The organism is Pseudomonas sp. S1(2024) (assembly GCF_046557535.1).
Genome location: NZ_JBKGFP010000100.1, coordinates 12167 through 27235 on the forward strand (window position 1 = coordinate 12167; position 15069 = coordinate 27235).

General features: G+C 62.1%; 14 protein-coding genes. 6 read left to right on the forward strand and 8 right to left on the reverse strand.

Features of this window, described 5'->3' with window-relative positions:
* Window positions 1-64: 64 nt before the first annotated feature.
* Window positions 65-1426 carry a DEAD/DEAH box helicase gene (locus ACLCGK_RS27440; RefSeq protein ID WP_039612590.1) on the reverse strand — a complete coding sequence of 454 codons (1362 nt, stop codon included), beginning with the start codon at window positions 1424-1426 and terminating at the stop codon, window positions 65-67.
* 103 nt (window positions 1427-1529) lie between these two features.
* Between ACLCGK_RS27440 and ACLCGK_RS27445 the strand changes: the two genes are divergently transcribed.
* Window positions 1530-2831, forward strand: coding sequence for a mechanosensitive ion channel family protein (locus ACLCGK_RS27445; protein WP_274120175.1), 1302 nt, complete (start codon window positions 1530-1532; stop codon window positions 2829-2831).
* Between the two features lie 372 nt (window positions 2832-3203).
* Here the strand turns inward: ACLCGK_RS27445 and ACLCGK_RS27450 are convergent, their stop codons facing one another.
* From ACLCGK_RS27450 to ACLCGK_RS27475, 6 genes are all read right to left on the reverse strand, one after another.
* The gene (locus ACLCGK_RS27450) at window positions 3204-3473 is read right to left on the reverse strand and encodes a DUF3077 domain-containing protein (protein ID WP_019471426.1); all 270 of its coding nucleotides are present in this window, start codon (window positions 3471-3473) and stop codon (window positions 3204-3206) included.
* Window positions 3474-3570: 97 nt separating this feature from the next.
* On the reverse strand, window positions 3571-3813 hold the full coding sequence (locus tag ACLCGK_RS27455; protein ID WP_075045986.1) for a hypothetical protein: 243 nt from the start codon (window positions 3811-3813) through the stop codon (window positions 3571-3573).
* A gap of 462 nt (window positions 3814-4275) precedes the next feature.
* Window positions 4276-5652, reverse strand: a complete 1377-nt coding sequence (locus ACLCGK_RS27460; protein WP_139657863.1) for a purine-cytosine permease family protein — start codon at window positions 5650-5652, stop codon at window positions 4276-4278.
* Window positions 5653-5724: 72 nt separating this feature from the next.
* Window positions 5725-6606, reverse strand: a complete 882-nt coding sequence (locus ACLCGK_RS27465; protein ID WP_015271300.1) for a carboxylate/amino acid/amine transporter — start codon at window positions 6604-6606, stop codon at window positions 5725-5727.
* 325 nt (window positions 6607-6931) lie between these two features.
* The gene (locus tag ACLCGK_RS27470; protein WP_013973705.1) at window positions 6932-7531 is read right to left on the reverse strand and encodes an FMN-dependent NADH-azoreductase; all 600 of its coding nucleotides are present in this window, start codon (window positions 7529-7531) and stop codon (window positions 6932-6934) included.
* Between the two features lie 110 nt (window positions 7532-7641).
* Window positions 7642-7956 carry a hypothetical protein gene (locus ACLCGK_RS27475; RefSeq protein WP_012051530.1) on the reverse strand — a complete coding sequence of 105 codons (315 nt, stop codon included), beginning with the start codon at window positions 7954-7956 and terminating at the stop codon, window positions 7642-7644.
* 48 nt (window positions 7957-8004) lie between these two features.
* Here ACLCGK_RS27475 and ACLCGK_RS27480 point away from each other — a divergent pair, with 48 nt between their 5' ends.
* The 4 genes from ACLCGK_RS27480 (at window position 8005) to ACLCGK_RS27495 (ending at window position 12201) form a co-directional block, all read left to right on the forward strand.
* Entirely contained in the window at window positions 8005-8928 is a 924-nt protein-coding gene (locus ACLCGK_RS27480; RefSeq protein WP_009683100.1) for a LysR family transcriptional regulator, read from the forward strand.
* 13 nt (window positions 8929-8941) lie between these two features.
* On the forward strand, window positions 8942-9754 hold the full coding sequence (locus ACLCGK_RS27485; RefSeq protein WP_013973707.1) for an alpha/beta fold hydrolase: 813 nt from the start codon (window positions 8942-8944) through the stop codon (window positions 9752-9754).
* On the forward strand, window positions 9748-10305 hold the full coding sequence (locus ACLCGK_RS27490; protein ID WP_047595757.1) for a peptidylprolyl isomerase: 558 nt from the start codon (window positions 9748-9750) through the stop codon (window positions 10303-10305). The genes ACLCGK_RS27485 and ACLCGK_RS27490 overlap by 7 nt, the downstream gene beginning before the upstream one ends.
* Before the next feature lie 63 nt (window positions 10306-10368).
* Window positions 10369-12201, forward strand: a complete 1833-nt coding sequence (locus tag ACLCGK_RS27495) for an ABC transporter ATP-binding protein (RefSeq protein WP_015271302.1) — start codon at window positions 10369-10371, stop codon at window positions 12199-12201.
* Between the two features lie 126 nt (window positions 12202-12327).
* On the opposite strand, the gene ACLCGK_RS27500 is transcribed toward ACLCGK_RS27495, so the two are convergent.
* Window positions 12328-13455 (reverse strand): GNAT family N-acetyltransferase, encoded by a 1128-nt coding sequence (locus ACLCGK_RS27500; RefSeq protein WP_410953343.1) that lies wholly within the window; start codon window positions 13453-13455, stop codon window positions 12328-12330.
* 262 nt (window positions 13456-13717) lie between these two features.
* Here ACLCGK_RS27500 and ACLCGK_RS27505 point away from each other — a divergent pair, with 262 nt between their 5' ends.
* A complete protein-coding gene (locus ACLCGK_RS27505; RefSeq protein WP_015271304.1) occupies window positions 13718-14962 on the forward strand; it encodes a putative porin in 1245 nt (414 codons plus the stop codon).
* The last annotated feature ends 107 nt before the right edge of the window (window positions 14963-15069 follow it).

Here is a 15069-nt window from a genome sequence, read left to right on the forward strand (position 1 = left end):
GATATCTGTGATTATCCTGTGGGAGCGGGCGTGCCCGCGAAGAAACCAACAGCGCTACTGAAGGTTACTCAGCCGCAGGCTTGCGCTTTTTCAGCGGCGCCAGGCCGTCGGCGCTGGCCAGCGGTGCATTGGCCTTCGGCTTGGCGGTTGGCTTGCGCTTGGCGGCAGCCTTCTTGTCACCGGTCTTCTTCTCGACCTTTTTCTTCTTGCTGCCAGCCGCCTTGCCCGAGGCCTTGACCTTCTTAGGCCCGTTGTAGGTGCCCTTCACTTCCTTGATCACCCGGCGCTCGAACTGCTGCTTGAGGTAGCGCTCGATGCTCGACATCAGGTTCCAGTCGTTGTGGGTGATCAGCGAGATCGCCAGGCCTTCGCCACCGGCACGGCCGGTACGGCCCACGCGGTGCACGTACTCGTCACCGCTGCGCGGCATGTCGAAGTTGATCACCAGGTCCAGGCCGTCGATGTCCAGGCCACGGGCCGCAACGTCGGTAGCCACCAGCACCTTGGAGCTGCCCTGCTTGAAGCGGTCCAGGGCCAGCTTGCGGTCCTTCTGGTCCTTCTCGCCGTGCAGCACGAAGGCCTTCACGTCCTTGGCCACCAGGTGGCCGTAGATGCGGTCGGCCAGGGCGCGGGTGTTGGTGAAGATGATCGCCTTGTCGAAGGTTTCGTTGGCCAGCAGCCACTGCACGATCTGCTCTTTGTGCTGGTCGTGGTCGGCGGTGATGATCTGCTGGCGAGTGCCTTCGGCCAGCTGCGAGACGCTGTTGAGCATCAGGTGCTCTGGGTCTTTCAGCACCTTGCCGATGATGTCGCGCAAGGCCGCACCACCGGTGGTGGCGGAGAACAGCAGGGTCTGCTGGCGGTTCTCGCACTCCTTGCACAGGCGCTCCATGTCCTCGGCAAAGCCCATGTCGAGCATGCGGTCGGCTTCGTCGAGGATCAGCACCTGTACGTGGGACAGGTCGAGGTTGCCGGCATTGAGCTGCTCGAGCAGGCGGCCCGGGGTGCCGATCAGCACATCCGGCACCTTGCGCAGCATGGCGGCCTGTTCCTTGAAGTCTTCACCGCCGGTAACCAGGCCCGACTTGATGTAGGTGAACTGCGAGAACAGCTGTACCTGCTTGAGGGTCTGCTGGGCCAGCTCACGGGTCGGCAGCAGGATCAGCGCGCGGATCTCGACGCGGCGTTCGCGCAGGTCGACCAGGCGGTTGAGCAACGGCAGCACAAAGGCCGCGGTCTTGCCGCTGCCGGTCTGCGCGGTCACGCGCAGGTCACGCCCTTGCAGGGCCAGGGGGATGGCCGCGGCCTGCACCGGGGTTGGCTCGACAAAGTTAAGCTCGGCCACGGCTTTAAGCAGGCGTTCATGCAGGGCGAATTGGGAGAACACGGAGGTAACCTCAGGCAAGTGCGGAAAATTCAGTTGCATAGGGTAACGTTTTCTGCCGCCTTAGCCGAATTTCTTTTGGCAACTTTGTCGCCATCCGCGCTCTAATGGCGCTTCGTTTGGCAACAAGACTGTACGCAAGCCCATGGATATCCAACGAATCTGGCGTGACTCCCTCGACCTGTGGGGCACCCTTGACCAACATCCGATGCTGCACGCGGCCATTGGCCTGGCGGTGCTGCTGCTCATTTCCCTGGTCATCGGCCGCCTGGCACGCTTCCTGGTGCTGCATGGCGCCCGCCTGCTGGCCCGCCAGCCAGCGCTGAAGTGGCTGGACGACCTGCGCAACAACAAGGTGTTCCACCGCCTGGCACAGACCACGCCGTCACTAGTGCTGCAGTTCGGCCTGAAACTGGTGCCCGAGCTGTCCGACACCGCCCAGCACTTCCTCGGCAATGTCGCCCTGGCCTTTACCCTGCTGTTCATGACCATGGCGCTGTCGTGCCTGCTGGATGCCCTGCTCGACATCTATGCCCGCACCGAACACGCCCGCACCCGCTCGATCAAGGGTTACGTGCAACTGGCCAAGATGATGCTGTGGATCTTCGCCTCCATCGTCATCGTCGCCACCCTGATCGACCGCTCGCCACTGTTGCTGCTGTCGGGCCTAGGTGCCATGTCGGCGGTGCTGCTGTTGGTGTACAAGGATACCCTGCTGTCGTTCGTCGCCAGTGTGCAGCTGACCAGCAACGACATGCTGCACGTGGGCGACTGGATCGAAATGCCCCAGGTGGGCGCCGATGGCGATGTGGTGGACATCACCCTGCACACGGTGAAGGTGCAGAACTTCGACAAGACCATTGTCTCCATCCCCACCTGGCGCCTGATGAGCGAGTCGTTCCGCAACTACCGCGGCATGCAGCAGTCCGGTGGCCGACGCATCAAGCGCAGCCTGTTCATCGACGCGGCCGGCGTGCGGTTCCTGACTCGCGAGGAAGAACAGCGCCTCACCCAAGTCAGCCTTCTGCGCGACTATCTGGCGGGCAAGCGCCAGGAACTGCAAAGCTGGAACGAAGCCCTGGGGCCAGTGGCCGAGCTGTCGGCCAACCGCCGCAAGCTGACCAATATCGGCACCTTCCGGGCGTTTGCCCTGGCCTACCTGAAGAACCACCCCAACGTGCACCCGAACATGACCTGCATGGTGCGGCAAATGCAGACCACCGCCGAGGGTGTACCGCTGGAGATCTACTGCTTTACCACCACCACGGCGTGGGCTGAGTACGAGCGGATTCAGGGGGATATCTTCGATTATCTGCTGGCGGTGTTGCCGGAGTTTGGGCTGAGTCTGTATCAGCAGCCAAGTGGCAACGACATGCGGGTGGGGTTGAGCGGGCGTGTATCGCAAGAGCCTGTGCCGCGTCGGCTGGAAGACATGAGCGAGGCTTGATATTGCCGGGGCTGCTTCGCAGCCCATCGCCGGCAAGCCAGCTCCCACAGAGGTCACGCAGATCGTGAGATCTTCGTTGTACCTGTGGGAGATTGCCCAACCCTTTGGGCTGCGCTGTCGCACAGGGAACAATGTTCGAAAGCGTGTCACCTTCCCTTGTGGGAGCGGGCGTGCCCGCGAAGCAGACGACGCGGTGTATGGCACCGGCTTCGCCGGTGTTCGCGGCGGTTCGACGCCTGGACACGCCCGCTCCCACAGAGCCCTGCTAAATCAATGGTTTATGTGTTGTTCTATGAGACCTGGCTTGCCGGCGATGGGCCGCAAAGCGGCCCCAATTTGCTTGACTGACAGGCATTACGCTTGCGGTGGTGTTCAAGGGGTTTTCATCATGCCCAATTCAGCATCATCCATGAGCGCCTTGGCCAAGGCACAGAGATAGTGCGAAGCCCAGATTAGCTGGGGTTTGTCTTCCATCAAGCCGTCCAGGGTCATGTCTCGCGCGTAGCCCATCAGCTCCGAAGCTTGTTCGCGGGCGCTCTGGCAAGGGATGCCGGCTTCGATACGGAACAGCGGATGGGTCTGGTTTTCACCTTGGTAGAAAGTGGTTTTGCCGACGGTGAATTTGGTTTCTTCTGTAGACATCGTTCAATCTCCCCCGAAATCTCTAGTGCCTGGGCTGGCTCTATCGCCGGCAAGCCGGGCTCCCACAGAGGCAGCCCCAGGCGAATCATGATGCGGATTAATGCAGCGTCTGCGGATCCGCTGGTTTTTGGACTTGAGCCAGCGCTGATTCAAGCAACTTGCGGAGGGTCTCCAGCTCGTGCATTGACGCCATCATCAATACCGAGACGGGTGATCTGGGTTGCATCAAAACGGCTTGCTGAGCAACGGCTTCGGCGCATAGCGCGTAATCCGCGGCCATCAGCAGCGTGTCTTCCAGGGAGTGGAGGTTGCAGGGTGGATCGGGGACTATCTTCAGCATGGTGTAACCCTCAATTTGTGGTCGGGGACTACCGCCATTTGCTGTCAAACAAAGGGTGGCAGCTGTGCACGGGTTGACAGACCGGTCAAATTGAGAAACCCGGCGCACCCGAAGGTGCCCCACGCACAGCCGCCATTGAAGGGAAAGCTGAGGATTGTAATTTGAGTCGGCCTGTCAAAGCCGGTCGTTGGATCGCAACGACCGGCTGAGACTAGAGGTCAACTCGGAACACCACAATGGCCGGCAGTATCTTTGGGAAATGCCCTACAAGAAAGGGGCAAAATCTGATTTTTTAACCCTCAGGGATTCTCCGATCAAGATTGCCGGGGCTGCTTCGCAGCCCATCCCCGGCAAGCCAGCTCCCACAGGCTCCGCGCAAAATTCGAGACGTGTGAAGTACCTGTGGGAGCTGGCTTGCCGGCGATGGGCCGCAAAGCGGCCCCTTTCCGTGTCAGGGCCGAGTCAGGGGTGCGCATTCATGGTTGTCGAAAGCCGGTTGCTCTCGCGCCCATGGACCATGCAGTACAGCGCACCGGCCAGGATCAACCCCATCGCCCAACTGATGTCCGCCCCCAGCCACTCGGCCACGAAGCCCGTGTAGAACGACAGCTTCATGAACGGGATGGTACCGATGATCGACACGGCGTACACCGCCAGGCTTCGACGATTGAAGCAGCCATAACGCCCCTTGGAGTCATACAGCGCCCCCACATCATAGTGGCCTCGGCATACCCAGTAGTAATCCACCAGGTTGATGGCGCTCCATGGGATCAACAGGTACAGCTGGCCGATCAGGATGTCGGCAAAGAACGTATCGAAATTGTACTGGGTGGCGATGGCGATCAGCGTTGCCGCTGCGGTCAGGCCAGCCATTACCAAGGCCTTGGCCGTCGCGGTCACGCGCCGGATGGTCTTGAAGGCACCAAAGATCGTGACCGACGACATGTAGGCGCTGTACAGGCACAGAACGTTGTACTGGATCACCCCCAGCGCTATCACTGCCAGCGCCAACGGCGCCCACGGGCCGAACAACGCGGCAATGGCTGTGGCCGGGTCATGCCCCAGTGCCGACGGCAATGCCACTGCCACCAGCGCGCCCAGTGCCATCATGGCAAAGGAGCCCAGCGCACAACCGCAATAGGTGGCCCAGAACGTGGCGCGTGGGTTGACGTTGGCCGGCAGGTAGCGCGAGTAATCGGCTACATAGGGGCCATACCCCAGCGTCCAGGAGGCCGACTGGGCCACGATCAGGTTGAAGGCGGTGAACGAGAAGCCGGTACTCACTGCCGTCGTGGTTGCCATGTCGCCGGGGTGCAGCAGGATCAGCACCAGGGCGCCGGCAAAAACCAGTGTGGACAACAGGCTCATCCACGCGCCCAGGCGGTGGATCAGCTCGTAGCCGACAAAGCCGATGACAAAGGTCAGCAAGCCGACCACCACGATCGCCTGGTCATCGCTCATGGGCACCAGCGCCTGCAAGGCATTGCGCATCAGCACGCCGCTGGCGGCGAGGAACAGGACTGCGGCCGTGACCATCACCAGCAGAGGGAGCGCGGCACCATGGACACCGAACTGGGCTCGGCTCTGGATCATCTGTGGCACGCCCAGGTGAGGCCCCTGGGCAGAGTGCGCGGCCATGAACACGGTACCGATGAGGTTGCCGACCAACAGGCCCAACAAGGTCCAGCCAAGGCTTAGCCCCGATGCAATGCCCAGGGTGCCGACCATCAGCGCGGTTATCTGGAAGTTGGAGCTGAACCAGATGGTGAACAATCGTTTAGGCGTGCCATAACGCTCTGCGTGTGGGACAAATTCGATACTTCGCGTTTCTAGCTTCACGCCGGTCTCCCGATTTTGTTTTCCGGATTATCGGGTAGGGACCGGCGGAATTTGGGTTCAGTAACGAACGCGTCATAGCTGACTGCGCCATGGCTTGCTTGATAACGTCAGGGTACCCAGGCGGCTCATCCACACCGACGCCAGGATCACCGCCGCGCCGATGAACAGCCTGCCCAATGGCTCGTCCTGGTTCCAGATCAGCAGATTGAGCAGCAACCCTACCGGCACATGCAGGTTGTTCATCACCGCCAGCGTCCCGCCCGAAACCATGCATGCGCCCTTGTTCCACCAGTACAGCCCCAGCGCCGTCGGGCACAGGCCCAGGAACAGCAGCACCAGCCACTGCACATCGGTGGTCGGCAGGTGCTGGGCGTTGCCAAACAGCAGGAAGGCCGGCAATACCACGATCAACGCGCCCAGGTAGAAGTAGCCAAAGCGCTTGTAGTGCGGCAGGTCGCTGGGGTGGCGTGCAACCAGATGGCGGTACAGCACCTGGCCGGCGGCGTAGGTGAAGTTGGCCAGTTGCAGCAGCAGGAAGCCGATGAAGAACTCGCCGCTGATGGTGTCGAAGCGGATCACCGCCGCGCCGGCCACCGCCACCAGCGCTGCCACCAGGGCCCACGGGTTGAAGCGCCGGTTCATGGCGTCTTCGATCAGCGTCACGTGCAACGGCGTGAGAATGGTGAACAGCAGCACCTCCGGCACGGTGAGCACGCGAAAGCTCAGGTACAGGCAGACGTAGGTGATGCCGTACTGCAGCGCGCCGATCAGCAGCATAGAGCGCATGAAGCGCGGCTCGACCTGGCGCCAGCGGGTCAGCGGCAGGAACACCAGGCCAGCCAGCACCACGCGCGCGAGCACGGCAAAGTAGCTGTCGACGTGCCCGGCCAGGTACTCACCGATCAGGCTGAAGGAAAACGCCTGGATCAGCGCGACGATAATCAGGTAGCCCATGGTTGCCTCTCGTGGATCAAGGCCGCGACCTTAGCGGGTTGCGGGGAATGAGTTCAACCATGAGGAAAGTAAGGACGGCAGCGCACGCGGTCTATGTAGGAGCGGCCTTGTGTCGCGAAAGGGCTGCAAAGCAGCCCCGGCAATATGTGCTGCTGTGCAGAGATCCCGGGGGCGCTTCGCACCCCTTTCGCGACACAAGGCCGCTCCTACACAGAGCAAAAGCAGACCGCATGTGCACAAATAGAAAAAAAGCCCGGCCATGCAGGCCGGGCAGGTACACCCAAAGGAGCAAAAACAGGTGTCAGGGTTGGGAATTCGCTAAGCCTCAGGCCACCGCCGCCAGCTTGGCCTTGGCCTGGTTGACGCCCTTCTCGTGGAAGTCAGCGCTCATGTTCAGGCCTTCGGCATGAATGAAGTCGACATCGTGAATGCCGATGAAGGCCATTACCTGGCGCAGGTACGGTTCCTGATGGTCGCTGGTGGCACCGGCGTGGATGCCGCCACGGGCAGTCAGGACGATGGCGCGTTTGCCGGTCAGCAAGCCCTGCGGGCCGGTGGGGGTGTACTTGAAGGTGATGCCGGCACGCAGCACATGGTCCAGCCAGGCCTTCAGGGTGCTGGGGATGGTGAAGTTGTACATCGGCGCGGCCATCACCAGCACATCGGCAGCCAGCAGTTCATCGGTCAGCTCGTTGGAGCGGGCCAATGCGTCGAGCTCCGCCGCACTGCGCTGTTCTTCGGGCTTCATCCAGCCACCCAGCAGGTTGGCGTCCAGGTGCGGCACCGGGTTCACGGCCAGGTCACGCACACTGATCTGATCGGCCGGGTGGGCGGCCTGCCACTGCTGGATGAAATCACGGGTCAGCTGACGGGAAACGGAATCCTGCTGGCGGGCGCTGCTTTCGATGATCAGTACGCGGGACATTGGGGTGCCTCCATCGGCAAAAAGGGTTGCGATTCGATGGAGGTGAGATTACGGGTTGACCTATCGATAAAAAAGCGTAAAAAATGGGTTCAATCTATCGATTTATCAGTTTATTCTGCACTGCAATTCAAGGCGATCCGTAGTTTGATGATCTGCCGGTTGAACTTGGCAGTGACATCGACGCTTTTACCGGCCGGTACGTTCACCCGGCGCACCCTTGGTGCCTCGGGGCCATTGCGGAAGGTCACCTTGCACGCGGCCGGTACCTGCCCATAGTTGTTGAGGGTGATGGCGCCAATGTCATAGGCCGTGTCATAGGCGGTGTAATCGAGCTTTACCCCGGTCAGTTCCTTCTCAACGTCGATGGGATAAGCCATGGCCCCGAGGGGCAGGCACATCAGTATTGCCGCACAACATTTCTTCATTGGCCGCTCTCCTTGAAAGAGCGCAGCTTAGGACAACAGGAGCGAAAGATGAAAGCGCCGCGCGTAACCCTTGACCAGTGGCGAACCCTGCAGGCAGTGGTCGATCACGGCGGGTTTGCCCAGGCCGCCGAGGCACTGCACCGCTCGCAGTCATCGGTCAGTTACACCGTGGCCCGCATGCAGGAGCAACTGGGCGTGCCGCTGCTGCGTATCGACGGCCGCAAGGCGGTGCTCACCGAGGCCGGCAGTGTGCTGCTGCGCCGTTCGCGCCACTTGGTCAAGCAGGCCAGCCAACTCGAAGACCTTGCCCACCACATGGAACAGGGCTGGGAAGCCGAGGTACGCCTGGTGGTCGATGCCGCCTACCCCAGTGCCCGCCTGGTCCGCGCCCTGGCCGCGTTCATGCCGCAGAGCCGTGGCTGCCGGGTGCGCCTGCGTGAAGAAGTGCTGTCTGGCGTCGAGGAAGTGATGCACGAAGGCATCGCCGACCTGGCCATCAGCAGCTACAGCATCGGCGGCTACCTGGGCGCCGAACTGAGCGCGGTAGAGTTCGTCGCTGTCGCCCACCCCGAACACAGCCTGCACCGCCTGGGCCGCGAACTTACCTTCCAGGACCTGGAAAGCCAGTTGCAGGTGGTAATCCGCGACTCCGGCCGCGCCCAGCCGCGCGATGTCGGCTGGCTGGGTGCCGAGCAACGCTGGACCGTCGGCAGCCTGGGCACCGCCGCTACCTTTGTCAGCAGTGGCTTGGGCTTTGCCTGGCTGCCCCGCCACATGATCGAGCGCGAGCTACGCGAAGGCGTGCTCAAGCCGTTGCCGCTGGATCAGGGTGGCAGCCGCCACCCACTGTTCTACCTTTATTCGAGCAAAGAGAAGACCTTGGGCCCGGCTACGCAGATTCTCATCGACCTGCTGCGCAATTTCGACACCGCGCCACTGGACGTGCCCTTCGCAGCCCCCCCGCAAGCCTGAGAGGACCGCGCCCATGGCCTATTTCGAACACGAAGGATGCACACTGCATTACGAGGAATATGGCCAGGGCGAACCCCTGGTATTGCTGCATGGCCTGGGCTCCAGCTGCCAGGACTGGGAGCTGCAGGTGCCGGTGCTCAGCCGCCACTACCGGGTAATCCTCATGGACATCCGCGGCCACGGCCGCTCCGACAAGCCACGCGACGGCTACCAGATCGCCACCTTCAGTGCCGACCTGCTGGCCCTGCTCGAACACCTGCACACCGGCCCGGTGCACATCGTCGGCCTGTCCATGGGTGGCATGGTCGCCTTCCAGTTCGCCGTCGATCACCCGCAGTGGCTGCGCAGCCTGTGCATCGTCAATAGCGCCCCCGAGGTCAAGCGCCGCACTCGCAGTGACTGGGTATGGTGGCTCAAGCGCTGGGGCCTGGCGCGCCTGCTCAGTGTCGAAACGGTCGGCAAGGGCCTGGCCGAGCGGCTGTTTCCCAAACCGCAACAGGCCGAACTGCGGCACAAGATGGCCCAGCGCTGGGCACGCAACGACAAGCGCGCCTACCTCAAGAGTTTCGACGCCATCGTCGACTGGGGCGTGCAGGAACGCATCGGCCAGGTTCACTGTCCTACCCTGGTGATCGCAGCCGACCAGGATTACACCCCGATACAACTGAAAGAACGCTACGTTGCCCTGATGCCTCACGCCAGGCTGGTGGTCATCGACGATTCCCGGCACGCTACACCCCTCGACCAACCCGAGGTCTTCAACCAGACCCTGCTGCAGTTCCTTGCAGCCGCTTCCACCTCTCAAGGATCTTTGAGCCCATGCTGAAAAAACTCCTGCTCACCGCCTGCTCGGTCGCCTTCGCCACCAGCGTCATGGCCTCCGACAAGACCCCGCACGTACTGCTGGACACCAGCTTCGGCCAGGTCGAAATCGAGCTGAATGCCGAGAAGGCACCGATCAGTACCAAGAACTTCCTCGAATACGTCGACAGCGGCTTCTACAACAACACCATCTTCCACCGTGTAATCCCGGGCTTCATGGTCCAGGGCGGAGGCTTCACCGACCAGATGGTGCAGAAGAACACCCGAGCCCCGATCACCAACGAAGCCGGCAACGGCCTGCAGAACACCCGTGGCACGCTGTCCATGGCCCGTACCCAGGACCCGAACTCGGCCACCAGCCAGTTCTTCATCAACGTGGCCGACAACGACTTCCTCAACCCTGGGCGTGACCGTGGCTATGCCGTATTCGGCAAGGTGACCAAGGGCATGGAAGTGGTCGACCAGATCGTCAATTCGCCGACCACCATCAAGAAAGGCATGCGCGATGTACCGGCCGATCCGGTCTACATCAAGTCGGCCAAACGCATCGACTGACCGCAGGCTTCACAGGGACGTGAAACCGCCTGAGGGTCGGATGAAACAGGAGTGTCGTCACCCATGCTGTACCGCCGTTTCGAGCAGTTGATCGATATCTTCCGCGACGCGCCCAGCGAGTCGCCACCCGGCCAGGTCTGGCCGTTCTACCTGTACTACCTGCGCCAGGTGTGGCCGAGTTTTGTCGCCCTGCTGGTGGTGGGCCTGGTCGCCTCGCTGATCGAGGTGGCGATGTTCAGCTACCTCAGCCGCATCATCGACCTGGCACAGGGCACGCCCAATGCCAGTTTCTTCAGCGAACACAGCGGCGAACTGATCTGGATGCTGGTGGTGATCCTGCTGCTGCGCCCGGTGTTCTTCGGCCTGCACGACCTGCTCGTGCACCAGACCATCAACCCCGGCATGACCAGCCTGATCCGCTGGCAGAACCACACCTATGTACTCAAGCAGAGCCTGAACTTCTTCCAGAGCGACTTCGCCGGGCGCATCGCCCAGCGCATCATGCAGACCGGCAACTCACTGCGAGACTCTGCGGTGCAGGCGGTGGATGCGCTATGGCACGTGCTGATCTACGCCATCACCTCGCTGGTGCTGTTCGCCGAGGCCGACTGGCGCCTGATGCTGCCGCTGCTGCTATGGATCGCCGGCTACATCGCCGCGCTGTTCTACTTCGTCCCCCGGGTGAAGGAGCGTTCGGTGATTTCCTCCGACGCCCGCTCCAAGCTGATGGGCCGCATCGTCGACGGCTACACCAACATCGCCACCCTCAAGCTGTTCGCCCACACCGACTTCGAACAGCAGTACGCGCGCGAAGCGATCCGCGAACAGACAGAGAAAACCCAGCTGGCCGCGCGCGTGGTCACCAGCATGGACGTGGTCATAACCACCCTCAATGGCCTGCTGGTGGTCGCCACCACAGGCCTGGCGCTGTGGCTGTGGAGCCAGTCGCTGATCACCGTCGGCGCCATCGCCCTGGCCACCGGCCTGGTGATCCGCATCGTCAACATGTCGGGCTGGATCATGTGGGTGGTCAACGGCATCTTCGAGAACATCGGCATGGTCCAGGACGGCCTGCAGACCATCGCCCAGCCGGTCACCGTCACCGACCGGCCCAACGCACCGGCGCTCAAGGTCAGCCGCGGTGCGGTGCGTTTCGATGATGTGGACTTCCATTACGGCAAGGCCGCCAACGTGATCGAAGGGCTCAGCCTGGACATACGCCCGGGCGAGAAGATCGGCCTGATCGGCCCGTCGGGGGCAGGCAAGTCGACCCTGGTCAACCTGCTGCTGCGGCTGTATGACGTGCAGGGCGGGCGCATTCTCATCGACGGCCAGGACATTGCCGAGGTAAGCCAGGCCAGCCTGCGCGCGCAGATCGGCATGATCACCCAGGACACCTCGCTGCTGCACCGCTCGATCCGTGACAACCTGCTGTATGGCCGCCCCGATGCCAGCGAGGCCGCGCTTCATGAAGCGGTGCGCCGGGCCCGCGCCGACGAGTTCATCCCGCAGCTGTCGGACGCTCAGGGGCGCACCGGTTTCGATGCCCATGTGGGCGAGCGCGGGGTCAAGCTGTCGGGCGGCCAGCGCCAGCGCATCGCCATTGCCCGGGTGCTGCTGAAGAATGCACCGATCCTGATCATGGACGAGGCCACTTCGGCGCTGGACTCGGAGGTAGAGGCAGCAATCCAGGAAAGCCTGGAGACGCTGATGCAGGGCAAGACGGTGATCGCGATTGCCCACCGGCTTTCCACCATCGCCCGGATGGACCGGCTGGTAGTGCTGGACAAGGGGCGGATTGTCGAGAGTGGCAGCCACAGTGAACTGCTGGAGCAGCAAGGCTTGTATGCCCGGTTGTGGCATCACCAGACCGGGGGGTTTGTCGGGGTCGACTGATTTCCTGTGCCGGCCTCTTCGCGGGCTCGCCCGCTCCCACAGGATCACCACAGACCTTGAAAACTGTGCCGTACCTGTGGGAGCGGGCAAGCCCGCGAAGAGGCCGGCACAGCCAATATAAATGGATCAGTCCCGGCGATAGGGCAACATCCCTCTGGCCTCCTCGGCATACGCCCGCACCCCTTCCCGTTCCTGCGCCAGAAAATCCTCCACCGCCCGCCGCAGCCCCGGGTGCAGCAGGTAGTGCCACGACCGCGTCAGCACCGGCTCGAACCCTCGAATCAGCTTGTGCTCCCCCTGTGCCCCGGCATCGAAACGCTGCAGCCCTTCGGCAATGGCAAAGTCCATGCCCTGGTAGAAACAGGTTTCGAAATGCAGCCGGTCGAACTCGTCCAGGCACCCCCAATAACGGCCAAACAGGCTGTCGCCCCCCACCAGGCTCAGGGCCATGGCCACATCACGGCCACCCTGCCGCGCCATCACCACGCGCAACGCTTCGGGCATGCGCTCGGCAAGCAGGCTGAAGAACTCGCGTGTCAGGTAGGGCGCACGGCGGCGCACCGCGTAGGTATTGGCGTAACAGCGGTAGACGAAATCCCACTGCGCCTCATCCAGTTCACCCCCACGGTACCAGCGGAATTCAATCCCGTGCCCGGCCACCTGTTCACGCTCCTTGCGCATCTGCTTGCGCTTGCGCGAACTCAGGCTGTCGAGAAAATCCTGGAAGTCACGGTAGCCGTGGTTGCGCCAATGAAACTGGCAGCCCAGGCGCTCCATCCAGCCAGGCTGGCCTGCCAGTTGCTCGTCCAGCGCCGGCTCGGTGAAATTGATGTGCGCGCCAGACAGCCCGCCCTTGGCCAGGTACTCCGGCAAAGCCTGCAGCACCAGCAGGCCATCGGCTGGGTCGGCGGCGAGCAGGCGCGGGCCGCTGACCGGGCTGAACGGCACGGCACCGAGCAGCTTGGGGTAGTAGGCAATGCCGGCCCGCTCACAGGCATCGGCCCAGCCATGGTCGAACACGTACTCGCCAAACGAGTGCCATTTGCGGTACGCCGGCAGCAGCGCCCGTACCCGCCCGTCACGTTCCAGCACCAGGTGCTCGGCGGCCCAGCCGGTGTTGCGCGCGACGCTGCCGCTGTCCTCCATGGCGCTGAGAAACGCATGGCGTAGAAACGGTTGGCCAGCGGGCACCAGGGCATCCCAGGTGGCCGCCGGAAGATCACGCAAATGAGCAAGGCTGTACAGGCTGGTCACGGTTTCGGCTCGCTGTTTCAAGGTACCCAGTATCCCCAAGGAAGGCCCGCCACTCAAATCACGATAGCCGGGACAGATCCTTTTATTCTCAATTACTTAACCGCAGTGCCACCAATTCGACATTAATCTGTCATTCGCCCCCGCAATACTTGCGCCTGTTTTCCGGAACCCCAGAACCTGTCTATTCAGGCCCTTTCCGAAGACATGCCAACACAGGGGCGGGCGCTTGAGCCTCCCCATCTTATTCAACAGGGAGAACCTTATGCGTCTTGTTTCTACACTTACCGGAGTGAGCCTCACCGGCATGATGCTGGCTCTGAGTACTCCGGCCAGTGCAGCTGTCGACGCCAAGCTGCTCGAAATGCTCCGCGCCAATGGCTCGATCAACCAGGCGCAGTACAACGAACTGCAGGCGGACCTGGCTCAAGAAACCAAGGAAAAGGCCGCTCAGAAAGCTCAGTCCGAACGGATGAGCTCCTTTGAACAGAAAGTGGCATGGGCCGCCAAGACCCAGGTCAAGGGTGATGTGCGCCTGCGTTACGAAGACGTCAACGTCGACGACCCGAACAGCAGCAGCGGCAACCAGGACCGCCAGCGCGTGCGTGCCCGTGTCGGCTTCTACAGCGAAATCAACCCGCAGGTCGACGCGGGCATCCGTATCGCCACCGGCAGCAGTGCCGACCGCCGTTCGACCAACCAGAGCTTCGACAACTACTTCGACAAGAAGTCGCTGTGGGTCGACCAGGCCTACCTCGACTGGCACCCGACTGCAGTTCCCAACCTGCACCTGATTGGCGGCAAGATGGCGCAGCCATGGGTGAGCATGGGCGACATCATCTGGGACAGCGACATCAACCCGGAAGGCGTGGCAGCCACCTACAAGACCGACCTGGGCGGGGCCGAAGTGTTCGCCAGCGCCGGTCAGTACACCCTCAAGGACAACGTCGATGGCGACGGCGTGCAATACAAGCATGACGCACAGGTCTATCACGGCCAGTTGGGCGCCAAATTCGCCCCGGCAGACGTGCTCAAGCTGACCGTAGGTGCCAGTATCTATGGCTACGACAACGACAAGGAAGCCACTATCCTGCAGTCGTTCGGCAACACCACCAACGAGTTCAACCTCGTGGAAGGCTTCGGCCAGCTGGACTTCACCGGCTTTGCCATCCCGCTCTCTGCTTACGGTCAGTATGTGAAAAACACCGAAAGCACCGATGGCGAAGACCAGGCCTGGTTGGCGGGCCTGAAAACCAAGGTCGGCGCCTGGAGCCTGGACTACAACTACCGCGACGTGCAACGTAACGCCGTGGTCAGCCTGTTCACCGACTCTGACTTTGGCAACGGCTTTACCGGTTCGCGCGGGCACAAGTTCAAGGTCGGATATGAAATCGACAAGAACTTCTCCCTGGGCGCAGCCTACCTGATGGCCAAGACCGACCTGTCGCAGTTGCCCAACAGCGATGCCGATGTAGATACCCTGCAGGTAGACCTGGAAGCCAAGTTCTAAGCGAAACCCTGCACTGCTTCACCTGAAGCGGGAAATGCCGACCCCATCCGGCGTTTCCCGCTTTTTTTTGCCTGGCAGAAATGCGCCGGCCTCTTCGCGGGCTCGCC

Bases quoted from the DNA above. Each gene is read 5' to 3' on its own strand.
- ACLCGK_RS27470 (WP_013973705.1), bottom strand. From the start codon at position 7,531: ATGTCCCGCGTACTGATCATCGAAAGCAGCGCCCGCCAGCAGGATTCC.
- ACLCGK_RS27455 (WP_075045986.1), bottom strand. From the start codon at position 3,813: ATGCTGAAGATAGTCCCCGATCCACCCTGCAACCTCCACTCCCTGGAA.
- ACLCGK_RS27505 (WP_015271304.1), top strand. From the start codon at position 13,718: ATGCGTCTTGTTTCTACACTTACCGGAGTGAGCCTCACCGGCATGATG.
- ACLCGK_RS27440 (WP_039612590.1), bottom strand. From the start codon at position 1,426: ATGCAACTGAATTTTCCGCACTTGCCTGAGGTTACCTCCGTGTTCTCC.
- ACLCGK_RS27445 (WP_274120175.1), top strand. From the start codon at position 1,530: ATGGATATCCAACGAATCTGGCGTGACTCCCTCGACCTGTGGGGCACC.
- ACLCGK_RS27450 (WP_019471426.1), bottom strand. From the start codon at position 3,473: ATGTCTACAGAAGAAACCAAATTCACCGTCGGCAAAACCACTTTCTAC.
- ACLCGK_RS27480 (WP_009683100.1), top strand. From the start codon at position 8,005: ATGAAAGCGCCGCGCGTAACCCTTGACCAGTGGCGAACCCTGCAGGCA.
- ACLCGK_RS27465 (WP_015271300.1), bottom strand. From the start codon at position 6,606: ATGGGCTACCTGATTATCGTCGCGCTGATCCAGGCGTTTTCCTTCAGC.
- ACLCGK_RS27475 (WP_012051530.1), bottom strand. From the start codon at position 7,956: ATGAAGAAATGTTGTGCGGCAATACTGATGTGCCTGCCCCTCGGGGCC.
- ACLCGK_RS27485 (WP_013973707.1), top strand. From the start codon at position 8,942: ATGGCCTATTTCGAACACGAAGGATGCACACTGCATTACGAGGAATAT.
- ACLCGK_RS27495 (WP_015271302.1), top strand. From the start codon at position 10,369: ATGCTGTACCGCCGTTTCGAGCAGTTGATCGATATCTTCCGCGACGCG.
- ACLCGK_RS27490 (WP_047595757.1), top strand. From the start codon at position 9,748: ATGCTGAAAAAACTCCTGCTCACCGCCTGCTCGGTCGCCTTCGCCACC.